The sequence below is a fragment of the Gimesia aquarii genome, assembly GCF_007748195.1.
Taxonomy (GTDB): Bacteria; Planctomycetota; Planctomycetia; order Planctomycetales; family Planctomycetaceae; genus Gimesia; species Gimesia aquarii.
Window position 1 is genome coordinate 4,034,171 of the sequence record NZ_CP037920.1, and the last position, 15,363, is coordinate 4,049,533.

At 51.1% G+C, this 15,363-nt stretch carries 13 protein-coding genes and 1 riboswitch; of the genes, 9 read left to right on the top strand and 4 right to left on the bottom strand.

The window, feature by feature from the left end:
- The first annotated feature begins 1,150 nt into the window (after nt 1-1,150).
- Nucleotides 1,151-1,696: a hypothetical protein gene (locus tag V144x_RS15660; protein WP_144986064.1), complete on the top strand. Its 546-nt coding sequence runs from the start codon at nt 1,151-1,153 to the stop codon at nt 1,694-1,696.
- A 299-nt stretch (nt 1,697-1,995) separates the two neighbouring features.
- Here V144x_RS15660 and V144x_RS28915 read toward each other — a convergent pair whose 3' ends face one another.
- Nucleotides 1,996-2,292, bottom strand: a complete 297-nt coding sequence (locus tag V144x_RS28915) for an H-X9-DG-CTERM domain-containing protein (protein ID WP_197998972.1) — start codon at nt 2,290-2,292, stop codon at nt 1,996-1,998.
- Nucleotides 2,238-2,996: a DUF1559 domain-containing protein gene (locus V144x_RS15665; RefSeq protein ID WP_197998454.1), complete on the bottom strand. Its 759-nt coding sequence runs from the start codon at nt 2,994-2,996 to the stop codon at nt 2,238-2,240. The genes V144x_RS28915 and V144x_RS15665 overlap by 55 nt, the downstream gene beginning before the upstream one ends.
- 105 nt (nt 2,997-3,101) lie before the next feature.
- A riboswitch (cobalamin riboswitch) is annotated at nt 3,102-3,290 on the bottom strand.
- A 212-nt stretch (nt 3,291-3,502) separates the two neighbouring features.
- On the opposite strand from V144x_RS15665, the gene V144x_RS15670 reads away from it, so the two are divergent.
- Complete coding sequence (locus V144x_RS15670) at nt 3,503-3,853, top strand: hypothetical protein (RefSeq protein ID WP_144986065.1); 351 nt, start codon at nt 3,503-3,505, stop codon at nt 3,851-3,853.
- 77 nt (nt 3,854-3,930) lie between these two features.
- Here the strand turns inward: V144x_RS15670 and V144x_RS28415 are convergent, their stop codons facing one another.
- Nucleotides 3,931-4,086 carry a hypothetical protein gene (locus V144x_RS28415; protein WP_197998455.1) on the bottom strand — a complete coding sequence of 52 codons (156 nt, stop codon included), beginning with the start codon at nt 4,084-4,086 and terminating at the stop codon, nt 3,931-3,933.
- Between the two features lie 276 nt (nt 4,087-4,362).
- Here V144x_RS28415 and V144x_RS15675 point away from each other — a divergent pair, with 276 nt between their 5' ends.
- From V144x_RS15675 to V144x_RS15705, 7 genes are all read left to right on the top strand, one after another.
- A complete protein-coding gene (locus tag V144x_RS15675; protein ID WP_144986066.1) occupies nt 4,363-5,403 on the top strand; it encodes a DUF1559 domain-containing protein in 1,041 nt (346 codons plus the stop codon).
- A 66-nt stretch (nt 5,404-5,469) separates the two neighbouring features.
- Nucleotides 5,470-6,804 carry an outer membrane protein assembly factor BamB family protein gene (locus V144x_RS15680; RefSeq protein WP_144990943.1) on the top strand — a complete coding sequence of 445 codons (1,335 nt, stop codon included), beginning with the start codon at nt 5,470-5,472 and terminating at the stop codon, nt 6,802-6,804.
- Between the two features lie 743 nt (nt 6,805-7,547).
- The gene (locus V144x_RS15685; protein ID WP_144986067.1) at nt 7,548-9,095 is read left to right on the top strand and encodes a permease; all 1,548 of its coding nucleotides are present in this window, start codon (nt 7,548-7,550) and stop codon (nt 9,093-9,095) included.
- Nucleotides 9,092-10,954 carry a protease modulator HflK gene (gene hflK, locus V144x_RS15690; protein WP_144986068.1) on the top strand — a complete coding sequence of 621 codons (1,863 nt, stop codon included), beginning with the start codon at nt 9,092-9,094 and terminating at the stop codon, nt 10,952-10,954. The genes V144x_RS15685 and hflK (V144x_RS15690) overlap by 4 nt, the downstream gene beginning before the upstream one ends.
- Entirely contained in the window at nt 10,951-11,982 is a 1,032-nt protein-coding gene (gene hflC, locus V144x_RS15695; protein ID WP_144986069.1) for a protease modulator HflC, read from the top strand. The genes hflK (V144x_RS15690) and hflC overlap by 4 nt, the downstream gene beginning before the upstream one ends.
- On the top strand, nt 11,975-13,111 hold the full coding sequence (hflK, locus tag V144x_RS15700) for a protease modulator HflK (protein WP_144986070.1): 1,137 nt from the start codon (nt 11,975-11,977) through the stop codon (nt 13,109-13,111). The genes hflC and hflK (V144x_RS15700) overlap by 8 nt, the downstream gene beginning before the upstream one ends.
- On the top strand, nt 13,108-15,063 hold the full coding sequence (locus tag V144x_RS15705; RefSeq protein ID WP_144986071.1) for a heavy metal translocating P-type ATPase: 1,956 nt from the start codon (nt 13,108-13,110) through the stop codon (nt 15,061-15,063). The genes hflK (V144x_RS15700) and V144x_RS15705 overlap by 4 nt, the downstream gene beginning before the upstream one ends.
- On the opposite strand, the gene V144x_RS15710 is transcribed toward V144x_RS15705, so the two are convergent.
- Entirely contained in the window at nt 15,060-15,305 is a 246-nt protein-coding gene (locus V144x_RS15710; protein WP_144986072.1) for a hypothetical protein, read from the bottom strand. The genes V144x_RS15705 and V144x_RS15710 overlap by 4 nt on opposite strands.
- Nucleotides 15,306-15,363 lie beyond the last annotated feature (58 nt).

Here is a 15,363-nt window from a genome sequence, read left to right on the forward strand (position 1 = left end):
AGCCAAATAAACTACATGTAGATATTTCTAGAAGCTATTACAAAAAAATTGTCAAGACATATCGCAAAATTTTGACAAGACTAAAATCATGCTCTTCGAATGTCGAACTCAGTTTTGTATGTGCCAATTGTCAAGGAAAAATGCTACTGAGTGAAATCGTTTTTTACCCAATGTCAATCAGAATAGAATATCTGGCAGGGTCATCTTCTTAGTTTTCAGATACATGAAATATTCAGAGTAAAAGAAGCAAGATTCAAAGGCAAAGCATTGGTACAAGCGATTTAAAATATAAATCACAACCATTGATCTACAATAATTTTACGATTATCGTACTGCGGAATCATAATCCGCGTGTCGGGGGTTCGAATCCCTCCACCGCTATTTTGTTATTTTCAAGAATGGCCACAACTGCTGAAAAACTCTTGTATTCTAGCACTTTATGAACTCTGTGACTTTTCTTTTGCAAGTCACCGCGAGTGTTTGCGTCCCCAGTTTTTGCTGCCGCTTCAAAGTGGTCGTCGGTTACTGTCAAATAATGTTTGTGAGCAACCGTCGGAGTATTACCTAGCCACGCACATACAAAGTACGTCCGAAATTCCTGATCCAATTCTGTCTGATGGCTGGACCTGCAATTCTGGAACGGTTTCGGCCAGACTTCCAAGCCTGCTCGCCGGATAATCTTTCTTGTTCGAGACCCAAAATTCTTGTCCGCCGTTTCTTCAGACGTCTTGTAATTCGCCCCAATTCGTAGACACCATACATGTGAGTGGAAACCACGCGTATTTGCGAAGTCATAGCAAACCAGAAAACTTTGGTTTACACGGCTCTCGGATTGTCCGATCAAATTACTCTTAAAGCAAACATTTTATGCGCCCGAAGAACTCATACGTTTTCACGAAATCGGGTTCGATTAGATAGATCTTGTCCAGCCTATATTTTCTGGCTATCGCATATATCTAAATACCACACTCTAAACAACGTTTTCTGATTGGGTTGCACAGTGTGAGACTACTTCTTGAATTTTTTTTCTCGGCTGATATCATAATACAGCAACAACGCGTGATATGAAGCATGTGGGTCATCATATCAGAACAAAAATGATCAATTTGCGCGCATTTGTTCCATCGCAGCATGATGTATGAACAAGTCCATGCAATTGAATAACAAGTCATGTATGATTTTCGAAAAGCGAGAATTAACCAAATCTATACAACATTTTATTATACGTGGGTTAGCAATGAGAAGATTTGAGAAGATAACAAAAGCTGAAGTGGTCAACGCACAACGTGCATGGGTAAAAGCCGTAATTGAGCAAGATGTGGAAACACTTCTTGGACTATACGACTTTGGCTCGCCTGATGAGCCGCTACTGTTTAAACCCACCTTAGCTGATGTAATCCGTCTTGATGAGGCAGGAGCGCGCTCCTATTTCGTAGGGGGGAACGCGAACTACCCACACGACGGTGGATTCTTAAACCATGGATGGAAACATGTAGAATTTCAGAGCGCTGCTGGCCCTATCTTGAAGGCTGGCGGCCTGGGCTATAAAGACATGGGGCACTACACTTTTGTTAATGAAGGTGGGGACGCGACCCGCGCTGATTATACCTTCGCATATCATAAGCTAGACGGCAAAGTGTTAATATCTCTTCATCATTCATCACTAACGTGGATACCACCCACTGATTTAGCGTAGAAAGCGTTCAACAAGAAGGTAATCCAATTAGTTAGCGATGTATTTTTTAAAGATACCATTAATAGAATTCAAACTATGCTCAAAAGAGCATTTGAAATACCAAACAAAATTGAGTCAGCTTTTGAAGGCCTGTAATCGCATAACTAGGCGGCTGCACTCGGACAGTTTGTTCCGCGAGTTCAAAGTGGTTTCATTTCTTTATTAACGATATCTATTCAAAATTGCAGAAACAGACTAGGATCACCTCCTTTCAAAGCGTGGACGGTATCTATTGCTGGTTCAATCATTTTTATCACAGCTCAGAATTCGCCAATGACTTCCGCCCCTTTGCGGGATAGCAGAGCGGAGAAAGTCACGATATCGATGTTCTCGGATACAAAACGGACAGAGCCGTCTACCAGCAAGAATTGAGCACCGCCTGTGTGGAAGCTGTGAAACTCTTGTCCGAAATCACAACCGAGCTTTCCAGGTGGATTGGCTGTGCCACCAAAGGTGATGCACGATTGCCATTGCGTATCACCCGGAGACGCGTAGCGACCGTTTACCGGTGCACTCTGGTCAAAAACATTCTTGTGGCCGATCCAGATGGAATGCAGTCCATTAGGCGTTCGCCGACTAAGATCGTGTTCGTGGTTCCATCGGTGACATCTCTCATACGGACACTGGGAGCCCCCAGCAACGGGAACATGCCCCGATAGGCATCTGCCCCCGTACCTCCATAGTTGTTCTGACAGTTGGTTGCTGGGAAGCAGCGAAGTCCTCGTTCTCCCCAGTTTCCTCCGTAGTCAGAGCGTGCGAATCTTTCGGGCGCTGATGTCTGGTCACCGCTAGGCTTGAGCATTTCTGGCGAGGGAACAGATGGGCACAGATAAACCGGCAGAACTGTCTGGCCGATTGGAACGTTGTCGGGGTGAACGTACCATTCATTTTGATTGATCTTCTGGAACAGGTTGGCCTGATCCAGGCCGGGAAGAATGGCCGCTCCCCAACTGAGTGTCAATCCGGTTTGCTTCAGCGCCGGATTGCTGGCATTGGCTGCTGACATAAAGCCCCCGTAGCCTCCCTTGGGAAAGACCCGATGCGTGTCGTGGTAGTTGTGCAGTGCGATTCCGATCTGTTTCAAATTGTTCTTGCACTGCAGGCGGCGTGCTGCTTCACGAGCCTGCTGTACCGCGGGCAACAATAATGCAATCAGTATTGCAATGATGGCAATGACGACTAGCAGTTCGATCAGCGTAAAGCCGGTGGTGAGCGCAGCATGAGCATGACGCCTGAGATGGCGCGGCTTGAGACGAAACATGAAAAAACCTTTCGGCGCAAGGCTTCGGGTCTTCGAGGCTGCCATGGAGACCGACACCGGATCTCAGGAACATAACACCTACTTCCAGATAAGATCGAAGCAGTGCTGGTGCGTTCCTGCCAGGCCGTATTCTGACTCACAAGTCAAACGATCTGACCAGCGCCTTCCCATGAAACGAATTCACAGTGACATCAATGCTGGCGATCTCCTCGCATACAGTGGCGGTCCCGTGCCGGATTCTCACCGGCTTCCTGTTCGATTGGATAATCGAACGCCCGACAGAACATCGCAGCTATGAACTGTATCTCCTGCCAATGGGAAATACAACGATAAAGCCGACTGTGCATCGCGTTTCCCAAACATAACATCACAACGTTCGCCAGGCTACCAAATTACGAAACTCATTAGAATAAGTTTCTTGTATTTGCTGATTCAGAGTGATAGACTTTTTGGCGTAGAGAGTGAGCCCTCATTCGACGGATCAAGTATCGCCGTCAGGTAAATCAATGTTTTCCGGGCTCAATAATACAAAACGGCGTATCGTACGCAGTGTGATCTGCTTGGTTTTGTTATGTGCTTTAGTATTCTCTTTTTTTCCACGTTCCCTGAGCCACCCTGCTGGAATTCAGAAAGACCGGACTGTCCCGTTCCCGTGCCAGAATCGGCCCTGTGGCTGCCAGTCAGCCGGACAGTGCTGGAAGACATGTTGTTGCTTCACCAACCGGGAAAAACTTGTCTGGGCGAGAGCAAATCAGGTAACGCCCCCTGAATGCGTCACGCAGTTGGTACGGGTAGAACCGGTCCAAACGGTTTATGAAACCCGACAGGCTGAAGATTGCTGCGTTAAAAAAACATGAGAGGATTACCGCCAGCAAAGAGTTGCTCCACTCAGAAGAATTCCGCTCATCCTAGCACCTCCAATGCGAAATCATCTTCACAACCAGAGTCCGGTCCTGTGATCGGCCTGTTGATACAAAAGTGCCAAGGGCAAGGGCTCTTTGGGAACAGCATCCCCTGGGCTATTCTTGTCAGGCTCCCGACCAATAATGTCTTTCCCGTTTCCGAATCGAGGATCACTCCAGGCTCGCACAAAACACCTGAATTTTCGTTGGAACCACCAGAGCCTCCTCCTCGGATCAGCTGAGATTTATCTGCCTATTGAAAATAAGATCTATAGTTCTGTGCCCCTCTTGGGCGATAAGTCTGCGCCTCTAGATCCAGGGTTCTACCCACTCTGAATCTACCAGCACAGTCTCATGTGAATAGATCAATTCAACATCCTCCTTCACATTCCAACCCGCTTGTATACGCGAGAGCCTTCCTGCGCCTCGTAACTACAACATTTTACAATAACGAAATCAATCCCATGAAAAAAAACAGTATTCGTACTCAACTGAATTCACTTTCCCAGCAAACCAGTTCGCGGCGTGGATTCACCCTGATTGAACTTCTCGTCGTGATTGCCATCATAGCCATCCTGATTGCCTTACTTTTACCTGCAGTACAACAGGCACGCGAGGCAGCGCGACGTACTCAATGTAAAAATAACCTCAAGCAGTTGGGACTGGCACTACATAACCATCACGATGCGTTTTTGTATTTTCCTTCACAACGTGATCAGGAAGAAGCCCCCGTTGATCCATCAAACCAGTCTTTCTACCGCTGGTCAGCCCTTGCTATGCTGACCCCTTACCTGGATCAGTCCAATATCTACAATCAGCTTGATTTAAAAGCCCCCCTCTACATTTTCAGTGCAGGACCACCACCATCAGTCGTGACGAATCCGGGCCTTTCGGACGTAGTCAAAACCAAAGTGCCTGTTTTTCTTTGCCCTTCTGACACCCATGAAGTCGTCAGCAACGACTGGGGTGCGACAAATTATGTCGCCTGCCAGGGATCAGGACGGGACGGCGGCGCTTACACTGACACAGATGGTGCCTTCTTTATTGACTCACGCACCAAAGCGCGCGATGTAACCGATGGTCTCTCAAATACCGTTTTCTTTTCAGAACACCTGATTGGCAGTGCTGCTCCTGATTCAACACGTGGCGTTGCCAATAATACAACCGACTGGAATCTGGCTTCCGTCTGGAATGCGACGGCCAGTTCAGTAAGCGACTCCTGGTGCCTGGACAACTCTGCCACAGTAACGTTTCAGCGGGGCGAAAAATGGGCCGATGGTTCGGTGAACGATACGGGATACAATCACTTTCGTAATCCCAACTCCCGAATGAACGACTGTTATTCCCGCTTCGCTTCATCCAAGAGTGCCCGCAGTCGTCATATCGGTGGCGTGAACGTATTACTCGGTGATGGCGCGGTGAGGTTCATCAGTGAGAACATCAGCCTTGAAATTTGGCAGGCACTGGCTAGTATTTCGGGAGGGGAAGTCATTGGTGAGTTCTAATCGAACTCATCTTTCCCTCAGATGTTTTCGTTTCAATCACGTTGATCATTAAATCAGGACCTGATGATGAAATATTCTTTTGTTGCACTATTGCTACTCTGTGTTACTTCCTCTCTCCCAGCTGCAGAACAGTGGCGCGGTTTTCTGGGAGCAGACTCCTCGAAGATCACCGCCAATTCCATTCCTACAAACTGGTCTCCGCAGGACAACTTGACCTGGAAATCTGAGATCCCCGGTTATGGACAGTCGAGCCCCGTCATCTGGGGCAACCAGGTATATGTGAGTTCGGTCGAAGGCCCCAACAAGGACAAGCTGCACGTCATCTGTTACAACCTGAAGACAGGGAAACAACTCTGGATTCATACACAGCCTTCGACGTATGCCGAAAAGAACACGGTCTACATCAGCAGGGCTGCTCCGACGCCGGTGCTGGATGAGAAAGGGATTTACGCTTACTTCGAAAGTGGTGATGTCGTCTCTATCTCACATGACGGAAAATTCCAGTGGACCGCCTCTCTGACGGATCGCTATGGGGCGCCGAAAAATAAATTTGGCCTGTCCGCTTCACCAGTGCAGACCAAAGACGCAGTCATCGTCATGATTGACGATGAAGGGCCCTCATATCTGACCGCGCTGAACAAGACCGACGGAAAGGAACTCTGGAAAGCCGACCGTAAGAGCCGCGTCAGTTGGAGTTCGCCAACGCTGGTTCCCGTGGGTGAGACATCGCAGATCGTCTGCAGTTCTGCTGGTAGTCTGGAAGGTTACGATCCTGCGACCGGCAAACTGCTTTGGTCGTTTGACAAAGTAGGGGGCAACAACAAAACCAGCCCTCTATCCACTGGGAATGGCCGCTTTCTGGTGGGTGCTTCTCCAGGTCGCTCCGGGGAGAACGAGCAACTGGCCAAGAAGTCGAACGGCTTATTTCAGGTCGGCCGAGAGGGTGACACATGGAAGCCGGAATTCGTCTGGACCAATTCCAGCCCGGTTCCCTCCTGGGCCACCCCCATCGCACATCAGGGGTATGCCTACTGGGTGAACCGTGCAGGGGTGGTATATTGCCTGGATCTAAAAACCGGCAAGCCCGCCTACACCAACCGCATTCAGGAATCCTGCTGGGCCACTCCGGTTGGATTGGGCGATCACATCTACTTTTTCGGTAAGAACGGCAACACCACAGTGCTTAAAGCCGGAGCCAAATTCGAAGTGGTTGCGGAAAACCGGCTCTGGACCGAAGAGGCACCACCGGTCAATAACATTCCCACCGCGAAAGAGACTGGCCAGCGCCTGCGTTCCGCAGCCATGTTCTCACGACCAACGCTTTACGGCGTCGCACTTGTCAACGACTATCTGCTTGCTCGCACAGGTAGCCAATTGTTCTGTATTCAGAAGAAGAAATAATAGAAACAGTTGTGACTACAGGGCAGTAACCTGTGTTGGTTGCTGCCCTTTTATTTTTTGTCCACTTCATTCTTTGGAATCGCGCCTAAAAAACGCATAAGTAATCGCATGTATGCCTTTGTCTCTGAGATGGACGGCGACAAAGGGTATGTCACGTAAGTTCTTGTCGTGTAATGTCGATAGGGGACTGAGGACACGCATTCAATTCCCGCCGCTTCCATTGTCAATCATGTAAGTCTTTTTTCAGAAACAGTTTATGCATCCTCAGGACTCGGGGTAACATCCCGCATCCTTTTGTTTTGGTGCAAAGAGCGAATTACCAGTCTAAGCTCCTTGGGGTGGTTTCGGCACCAGGTTCGCCGGGCCTCACGTGCCTGCTGCATTACGGCAGCAGCAGTGACATTAGGACTGTGATGGTGGCGATTATGACAGCAGCTTGATGAGCGTAAACCCCGCTAATTGTTGTTGTTTAGTATTTTTTGATCTATGTAAATTTTATTTTTGATTATTCAAAATTAAAAACTTTGAGCACATGAATCAAGCGTGATAATCCCACTTCTGTGAATGTTCTCGAAAAAAACAAACAAAGAGATGGCGTCCTCCGTAGACTGATCGTAGACTGATTGCAATTGTAGATTAATTGCAACCGCGCAAACTGCATTGTCACTGGGTACCTTAACGCCAGCGATTAACCAACTCTTCAGTTAATCACGCTGGCACGCAGTCGATTCGCCGGAAACCTAATGTTTGTCGAAGTACCTACATTCGAAGCTCTAATCGTCACGTTTATCGTTACTGCGATTCGGACGATTCTTGAGGCATCGCCGACTATTCTCGGCGGGGTTGTGGTAGCCGCTTGGTTACGGACTCGCGCGACACCAGAACGAGTCAAAGTCATTTTTCGTGGCGATGGCATCCAGGGTGTGGTTAGGACTGTACTCGTTGCAATGACTGTCCCTGTTTGCTCGATTGGAGTGCTCCCTGTTTTGAGAGAACTGCGTCGTTTGGGGCTCCCGACGAGCAAATTAATCACTCTGGGTCTCGTAGCTCCACTACTTAATCCGATCTCTTTGCTCTACGGATTGACCGTCCTTTCAGTGACACAGTTTCTGATGATTGTTTCCGTGACTTGGGTTCTGGCCATCATTATCAGTGACGTGAGTTCTCGTTTCGCTGTGAGCAGCGAAATCACAGCCGAGGAACCACCCGCGGGCTTGACTGGCGCCACCCGATTGAGAAATCTCCTGATCGCATCAGGCCGCATCGTGACCGGTTGGCCTATGGTCGATTTGTTAATCGTGATTATAGTCTCCTGGTTGATAACGGCTTTCATCCCCTCCGGCTCCTTTGTCGCTATCGCCGACAATTCCAATCGTGGCGGCCCCTTGATCGCTTCTCTACTGGCATTTCCTCAGTATGTCGGTCCGGCTCGCGGGATCATTCAGTGTGCGGCTGTCGAACGGGTTGGTTTGTCCGTCCCAACAGGGTTGGCAATCTATGTCTTTGGAGTTGGTCTTGGTGCTGCGAACATATTTTTGTTAACACGTTGGTATAGTCTTCGTCGCGTGATGGCGGTGGCGATCTCGATGTTTCTCCTCGTTTGCATGGTCGCTTATACCTCAACTGTTGCCCTGCGTTCGTCCACAGCAACTGTTGAAGAGACAACGGGGCTCGATAGTCTAACGCGACCAGAATTTGCGACGATTGACAAAATCGGTGAAGCAGTCAGCGCATCACTTTGGTTTAAAGATCCATTGATGCTGGTGGGAACGTTGGCACTTTGGATTCTCGTCCCAGTCGGTATATTCATTCGAATCGCGAAGATCGGCTATCGCAACGACGATCCGGAGACGGTATCCAGCGCGAATACCGGGCGGATGTCAAAAGCAGTTCCTGCCTCTCAACTCGGAGCAATCGCGATCTGCGGGATGGCGATCTTCTTCTGCCTCTTCACTTATATCTTCGTACCTTCTCCGAGTGAATGCCTTGAAGAGATGCAGACGCTACAGATCGATACGAACATCGCGCTCCGAAGCGGGAATGTCAGTGAAGCACTGGACCGGATCGCTGCCTTGGATTCTCTCGCGGCAAAATTACCCATCAGTTCTGCAGTTTACTTGTCTTTTCCGACCCCATCCCAACGGCAGGCAACGCGCGACTTACGGCTGGTATTATTCAGTACGCGAGCATTCCTTCGAGATGGCGATGTGGACTCAGCGAAAAAGAAAATCCCTGATCTGATGCGACAGCTATCCGCGACAAAAGAGACTTTCGCTGGGAGTTCCTCATGACCAATCAGCATTCGAACAAACCAGAACCCCTGTCAGACGACATCTCGGCTCCAGAATCAGTTCGCTCGTTGAGCGAACCTCCAAGCGTCTCGATACTACGAAACGCATTTTGGTGCGTCGTGATCGCAGCCGGAGCTTCTTTCTTCTATGCATTGAAAATCGAATCAAGCGTGTTTCGCGTCGTCGCATTACAACTCTCCCTTTGTGGTGTGGATCTTTGGGCGGCGATGAACGCCGCTAAGATTCGTAGGCGACTCAGTTCGGCCAACGATGAAGATGTATTGGCTCTGAAGCGTGAATCAACGGCGATTCACTATTTGTTTGTAGCAACACCACTGGTGGCGATTCTCGTGTTGACCGGACTATCAATGGTCGGCCAATTGGTCGAAGTTGCCGTGCCCCGGTCACAAGAACAAGTTATCGGTGGAGCGATTTTGGCGGTGCTGGCGGCAAGTTTATGGACTGTTTTTTCTCGAGTCCTCGAACAGCGATCCCATTCGTCAATATCGCAAGACTCATTGACTCTGCCGGAAGCGCCGGCGGTCCGAGCAGCACTCTCTGAGTCACGTCTCGCTGCGCTTCTGACAGGTGCCACATTGTTGACAGCCACCATTCACCCGCCGATCGAAGGTTGGTTTGCGTGGGGATTAAGTCTTTGGACGATCGCAGTTGCGAGTGAGCACTTGATCCGCCTGTTCGCAGCATGGTTTCAAACCACCACCGTTCAAGGAACGTTCACCGCTCCGATCGACTCGATCCTACGCGAGATTTTTCTGACGACGACCAATCCTGTATCGAAGGCCTTCGATATTGCAGAAGCACGATTTGGCCTTAGTCTCCGTTCGTCATGGACAATCGGGTTCTTTCGACGGTCGGTACTCCCAATTGCGGCAGGATGCCTGCTAATCGTTTGGCTTTCGACTTGTTTCGTCGTTATTCAGCCTCATCAGGCTGGCTTGGAGGAACGCTTCGGTGTCGCGCAGCAGGTACGTTTGAAACCGGGATTACACACGAAGCTGCCTTGGCCGTTCGGAGAAATACGCAGATACCCGGCAGGTATCGTCCAAAGCATGCGGATTGGATTCGAAGAAAAAACTGAGGAGGCCACCGTCTCGGAAGACAAGGACCGAACGTTGTTGTGGACTCAGCCTCATGCACGGGAGTTCTCGCTCGTACTCGGTTCAGAAACTGAGTTGGTTGCGGTCAACGCGATTGTCTACTTCAAGATTGCCGAGGACACCCAGGGATTTCTTGATCATGCCTTTGCCACGTCGAATCCCGAAACAGCTCTTGAATCTCTGGCATATCGTGTACTCATGGAACAAACACGCAGTGCGACACTCGCCGATATGCTCTCTCGTGGGAGGGATCAATTCGCCGAGGACGTTCGCAAGAAGTTAAGCGAATACTCGTCTGCCGAGCGACTGGGATTGGACGTCGTCGATGTTGCGCTCATCAACCTTCATCCTCCGGTGGAAGTGGCGAGCAGTTACCTGGATGTGATCAATGCGGAGCTTGACAGCAACCGCGTGGTTACCGTGGCAAACGGCGAAGCGGCCAAGCAGATCCTGGAGGCGGAACAAGGAAGTAATGGACGACTCGCGGATGCCAAAGTTGACGCTGCCAAACGTGTTTCCGTTGCCGGACAGGAATCCGCTGAATTTATCGCCGTCGGTGAAGCCTTCACTGCAGCACCTGAAACATATCGACTCCGACTCTGGTTCGAAGCATTCGAGCGAGTCCTGTCCGGACGACGCTTGTTTATTGTGGACTCGGAACTTCCCGATGTCATTTTTGATGAACGTTCCGGTTCGGCTGACTCCATGTTGATCGATCCCAAAAAAACAAAAACTCCTTGAGAAGATCTATGAACGACGAACAACAATCCGATACGAGTGACCGGCGTCCAAGAGGTAAAATTACAGTCCTCTTCAATATTAGTGCCGCAGTGATTTTGCTGGCGATTCTGGTCGGCTACGCGTGCTATCTACAAGTTCGTGAAGGGACCGCTGCTGTCGTAACACGCTTTGGCGAGCCGGTCCGGACTATCTTGAAGCCGGGTCCGTACTTTAAGCTTCCCTGGCCGATTGAAGATGTCCGTGTGTTCGACATGCGTAAGCAGATCTTCAACACTCCCTATACTGCCACACTAACTCGTGATCGACGCAATGTGGTCTTGTTGACGTATGTCGTCTGGCGAATTGAGGACCCTCATTTATTCCTGCAGTCGGTCGGCGATGTAACAGCGGCCTCCGCCAAGCTTGACGGGATGGTTACTGCGGCCAAGAACACACTTATGGGTCGCTATGATCTTTCGGCACTCGTCTCCACCGACACGAAACAGATCCAAACGCCCGAGATTGAATCGGCGATTGTGTCAGAAGTGAAACAGACTGCCGCTGAAAAATTTGGAATTGATATTGAGCAGGTCGGCTTTAAGCGGATCGCATATGAACAAGCCAACGTCACTGCTGTGCTGGCGCAGATGCGAGCCGAGCGTGAAGCCGAGGCGAAGCAACTTCGCGCTGAAGGAGATAAGGAATCACGGCGGATCCGTGACAACGCCGCCGTCAAGAGTGAAGAAATTTTGCGCGAAGGTCGGCTTGCCGCCGGTCGAATTCGTGGCGAAGCCGAACGCGAGGCCGCCGAAATTTATGCGAAAGCACATCGCAGCGATCCCGATTTTTATCGCTATTGGCGCTCACTCGAAGCCCTCAAGAAAACGCTTGGTAAGGACGCGACCGTTGTACTCCGTACCAACCAAGGCTTCTTTGACTTATTGTCCGATCCTCCCGAAGCACCCAAGAACAAACCCAAAACAAAACCTAAGACGAATCGGTTGAACCAGTCCAAAGACGTATCAATCAGTGGAGGTGGCAATGAGTGATCAACCACCGGGCTTTAACAGTGATGATTCGGACGTCGATGGTTTTACTCCACCTAGTGTGCCTCCACGTCCTCGACAGACAGACAAATTCTCGATGGCCGAAGGGGTGCGTGCCGGCTCGAAAATGATCGGTTGGCTGGCACTGGGACTGTTCGTTCTGTTCTGGTGTTCGGGCATCACAACGATCGGACCGGGTGAGGTGGGGATGGTGCTGCGATGTGGTCACCTGACGGGAACCTCACCTGCCGATCAAGTACGTCAGCCGGGTTTGCTACTGGCTTTTCCATATCCAATTGACGAAGTGATTCGGGTGCCTGTCAAGCAGGAGCGTGAAATTTCAATCACCGCACTTCGCAATAACATGGAATCGAGTACGAGATCAGGATGGGGCTTGTCTGGTTATGCGCTTTCCGGTAATCAAAACATCATCGAAGCCGACATTACACTGAAGTATCGCATCAGCGATCCGATTGCGTATAAGTTTTCCAATCGAAATCCCGAACGAATTCTACGCGACATCGTTATTGGAACTGCCGCCGAAGTGATCGCGCAATGGCAGGTTGACGATGTATTGCGGCTACAGCGTGAGACAGACATCGGACCTGAAAAGCTTTCGCGTGTCGTACTTATGGACGCGCAGAAGCTCATCGATAAAATGAATCTCGGAGTTGAACTGACGGCGGTTGAGTTTCGTGAAATTCAGCCTCCCGCCGATGTGGCCGACGCATTTCAAGCGGTGCAAAGCGAGCGAATCGCCATTGAAACAAAAAAACGCGAAGCCGAAGGTTACGCGGCTCGCATCGTTCCGGCAGCGGAGGCCGAAAGCAATTCGCTGATCAAAATGGCGACGCGCCGGGCAACGGATCTGCGGACACGAGCAGAAGAAGAGGTCGCGTTATTTAATCGAATTCATGATGAGTATGAGCAGAACCCGGGACTGGTCTGGAATCGATTGCATCTGGAAACAATTGAAGGACTGATGAGAGATGGAAGTCAGTTCCGCTTTGTCGATCCCGGCACTCGACTGGTTCTGACACCCGGCAGTCCTCTGGGAAATCCGTCCAGAGGAGAGACCAAATCAACTGAACCATCCAACAAAACCACTGGCAAGTCGGAGGCTCAACCATGAGTACCGTTGACACTCCGGTCGCAAGACGAATTCAACAAGATCTGGATGCGGGTATGACGCAAGGCGAACGCGTTCGCCTCGGTCTGCGTATCGGAACCGCATTGGCAGCCGGTGTTCTGCTAGCCGCCGCGGCAACCGTTGACTCACTATTTACGGTGGAACAGAGGCCCGTGGCAGAATGCCTGAAGGCAGTCGCCGCGATCCTCGTGTTGCTGCCCATCCTGCGCGAAGCACTCCAGGGACTGCTCACCGGTTCCAGTAATGCTTACAGCGCTCAACTCGTCGCAATCGCTTCGCTGGCCGCACTGTCAGTGGGTGATTTTGTGACCGCAGCCCTGATTCCCATCATCCTCAGCGTAGCTTTCTTTTTAGAAGAACGTAGCGTTCTGGGTGCCCAGGCAGCCATTGAAGGCCTCAAATCGCTGCAGTCCCGGACAGCACGTCGCCTGGATGACCGCGGGATTGAGCACGAAGTCGATACCAACGATCTGCTACACGGTGATCTGGTGGTAGTTCGTCCCGGTGAGACGATTCCCGCTGATGGTGAAGTGACGGAGGGTCATTCGGCCGTCGATCAATCGACCATTACCGGTGAATCCACGCCTCAGGATGTTGGCCCAGGGACCCAGTTGTTCGCTGGAACCATCAATCACAATGGTTTGCTACGGGTCAGGGTGACGAGCGCGGGCAACACGTCAACCCTCGGGAAAATTCTCGACCTTTTGCATGAAGCAGAACAATCCAAAACCGAAGTACTTCGCCTGATTGAGAGTTATGCAAAGTATTTTGTGCTTGGAGTCCTGCTGGTCGCGGGAATCAGCCTGTTCCTCAGCCGCGATCTTTCTCGTGCGATCGCAGTCTTGGTCGTCGGTTGTCCCGGTCCCTTTATCCTCGCGGGCCCGGCTGCAATGGTCGCCGCCTTGGCTGCTGCCACCCGCAAAGGAATCCTGATCAAAAACGCCAAGTTTCTAGAGGCCCTGACGGAAGTCGATTCGGTCATTTTCGATAAGACCGGCACGGTCACCCTGGGTAAACTGCAGGTGCTTTCGCTGGCCGCGCACGAGGTCTCGGAATCGGAACTGCTGGCGGCCGCGGCGCGGTGTGCGAGCGCATCGCAGCACCCCGTTTCGCGCGCAATCACCGCTTATGCTGTGAAAGAACAGCTTCCCGAGACGCATGAGACCTTCGGAGCACAGGAGTTACCAGGTCGCGGTGTGGTTGTAGACACCGAGCAGGGACAGATTCTGCTGGGGCGTCGTGCGTGGCTGGCCGAATCCGGATTTGATCTGCCTGCTGCACCTGAGCATGCGGGACCAATTGTCTGGGTCGCCTCTCGTGATCAGTCGCAGCAGCGGTGTTTGGGAGCCGTTCTCCTCGCCGACTATGCCCGTGAGGATGCCAGGCAGGTCGTTGATGATCTTCGGCAGTTGGGGGTGTTGCGAACCACACTGCTGACGGGAGACCGACAGGAGGTTGCCGGAAAAATTGCCGATGACGTTGGACTTGACAATGTCGTTTCTGAAGTATTGCCGGGACACAAACGTGAAGTCGTGCGTGCCGAGCGTCAGGCAGGTTACCGGGTGATGGTGGTCGGGGATGGTGTCAACGATGCACCGGCTCTGGCAAGCAGTGATATCGGCGTCGCAATGGGGGCGGCTGGTGCCGAAATCGCCCTCCACAGTGCCGACGTTGTATTGATGACCGAGCGACTCGATCGATTGCCATATGCTATCGGTCTGGCGCGACGCACGCGGAAGACGATTCATCGAAATGTGATCGTCGGTGTGGGTCTCACAGTCTTCATGATGGGACTCGCTTCCGCTGGTGCGATCTCCCCGATTGCCGGAGCAGTCGTGCAGAATGTCGGTGAGTTGTTCGTCATTGTGAACAGTGCCGCTCTGCTTCGAGATCCCGCGCGCGCTCCCGATTCCCCGATGCGACAGACTGACTAGCTTCGTGAGGACATACTGATCCGGTAATCTGCCCGAGTTGGCAGGGTCTCTGCCGTTCCTCGATCGGTGAGAACCCACTGGTGAATCGCTGCGGCAAAACGAATGACCTCTCGATGAGCCTTGGGTTCGATCTCCGAAACAAGGTCGCGAAGAATGTTCAACACCTGCAGGATGGCAGCCACCAGTCCATCCGAAAAGTTGGTCCCAACCTGATGCGACGTACTTTCGTCGAAGCGTTTCACCAAAGGCATTCACCTGACAGTCAGGGATGAACTGAATGAATGCCGGGAAGTGCGCGAG

Excerpts from the sequence above, each read along its gene's own strand:
- V144x_RS15660 (WP_144986064.1), top strand. The coding sequence starts at position 1,151 with ATGCAATTGAATAACAAGTCATGTATGATTTTCGAAAAGCGAGAATTA.
- V144x_RS15665 (WP_197998454.1), bottom strand. The coding sequence starts at position 2,996 with ATGTTTCGTCTCAAGCCGCGCCATCTCAGGCGTCATGCTCATGCTGCG.
- V144x_RS15670 (WP_144986065.1), top strand. The coding sequence starts at position 3,503 with ATGTTTTCCGGGCTCAATAATACAAAACGGCGTATCGTACGCAGTGTG.
- V144x_RS15675 (WP_144986066.1), top strand. The coding sequence starts at position 4,363 with ATGAAAAAAAACAGTATTCGTACTCAACTGAATTCACTTTCCCAGCAA.
- V144x_RS15680 (WP_144990943.1), top strand. The coding sequence starts at position 5,470 with ATGAAATATTCTTTTGTTGCACTATTGCTACTCTGTGTTACTTCCTCT.
- V144x_RS15685 (WP_144986067.1), top strand. The coding sequence starts at position 7,548 with ATGTTTGTCGAAGTACCTACATTCGAAGCTCTAATCGTCACGTTTATC.
- hflK (WP_144986068.1), top strand. The coding sequence starts at position 9,092 with ATGACCAATCAGCATTCGAACAAACCAGAACCCCTGTCAGACGACATC.
- hflK (WP_144986070.1), top strand. The coding sequence starts at position 11,975 with ATGAGTGATCAACCACCGGGCTTTAACAGTGATGATTCGGACGTCGAT.
- V144x_RS15705 (WP_144986071.1), top strand. The coding sequence starts at position 13,108 with ATGAGTACCGTTGACACTCCGGTCGCAAGACGAATTCAACAAGATCTG.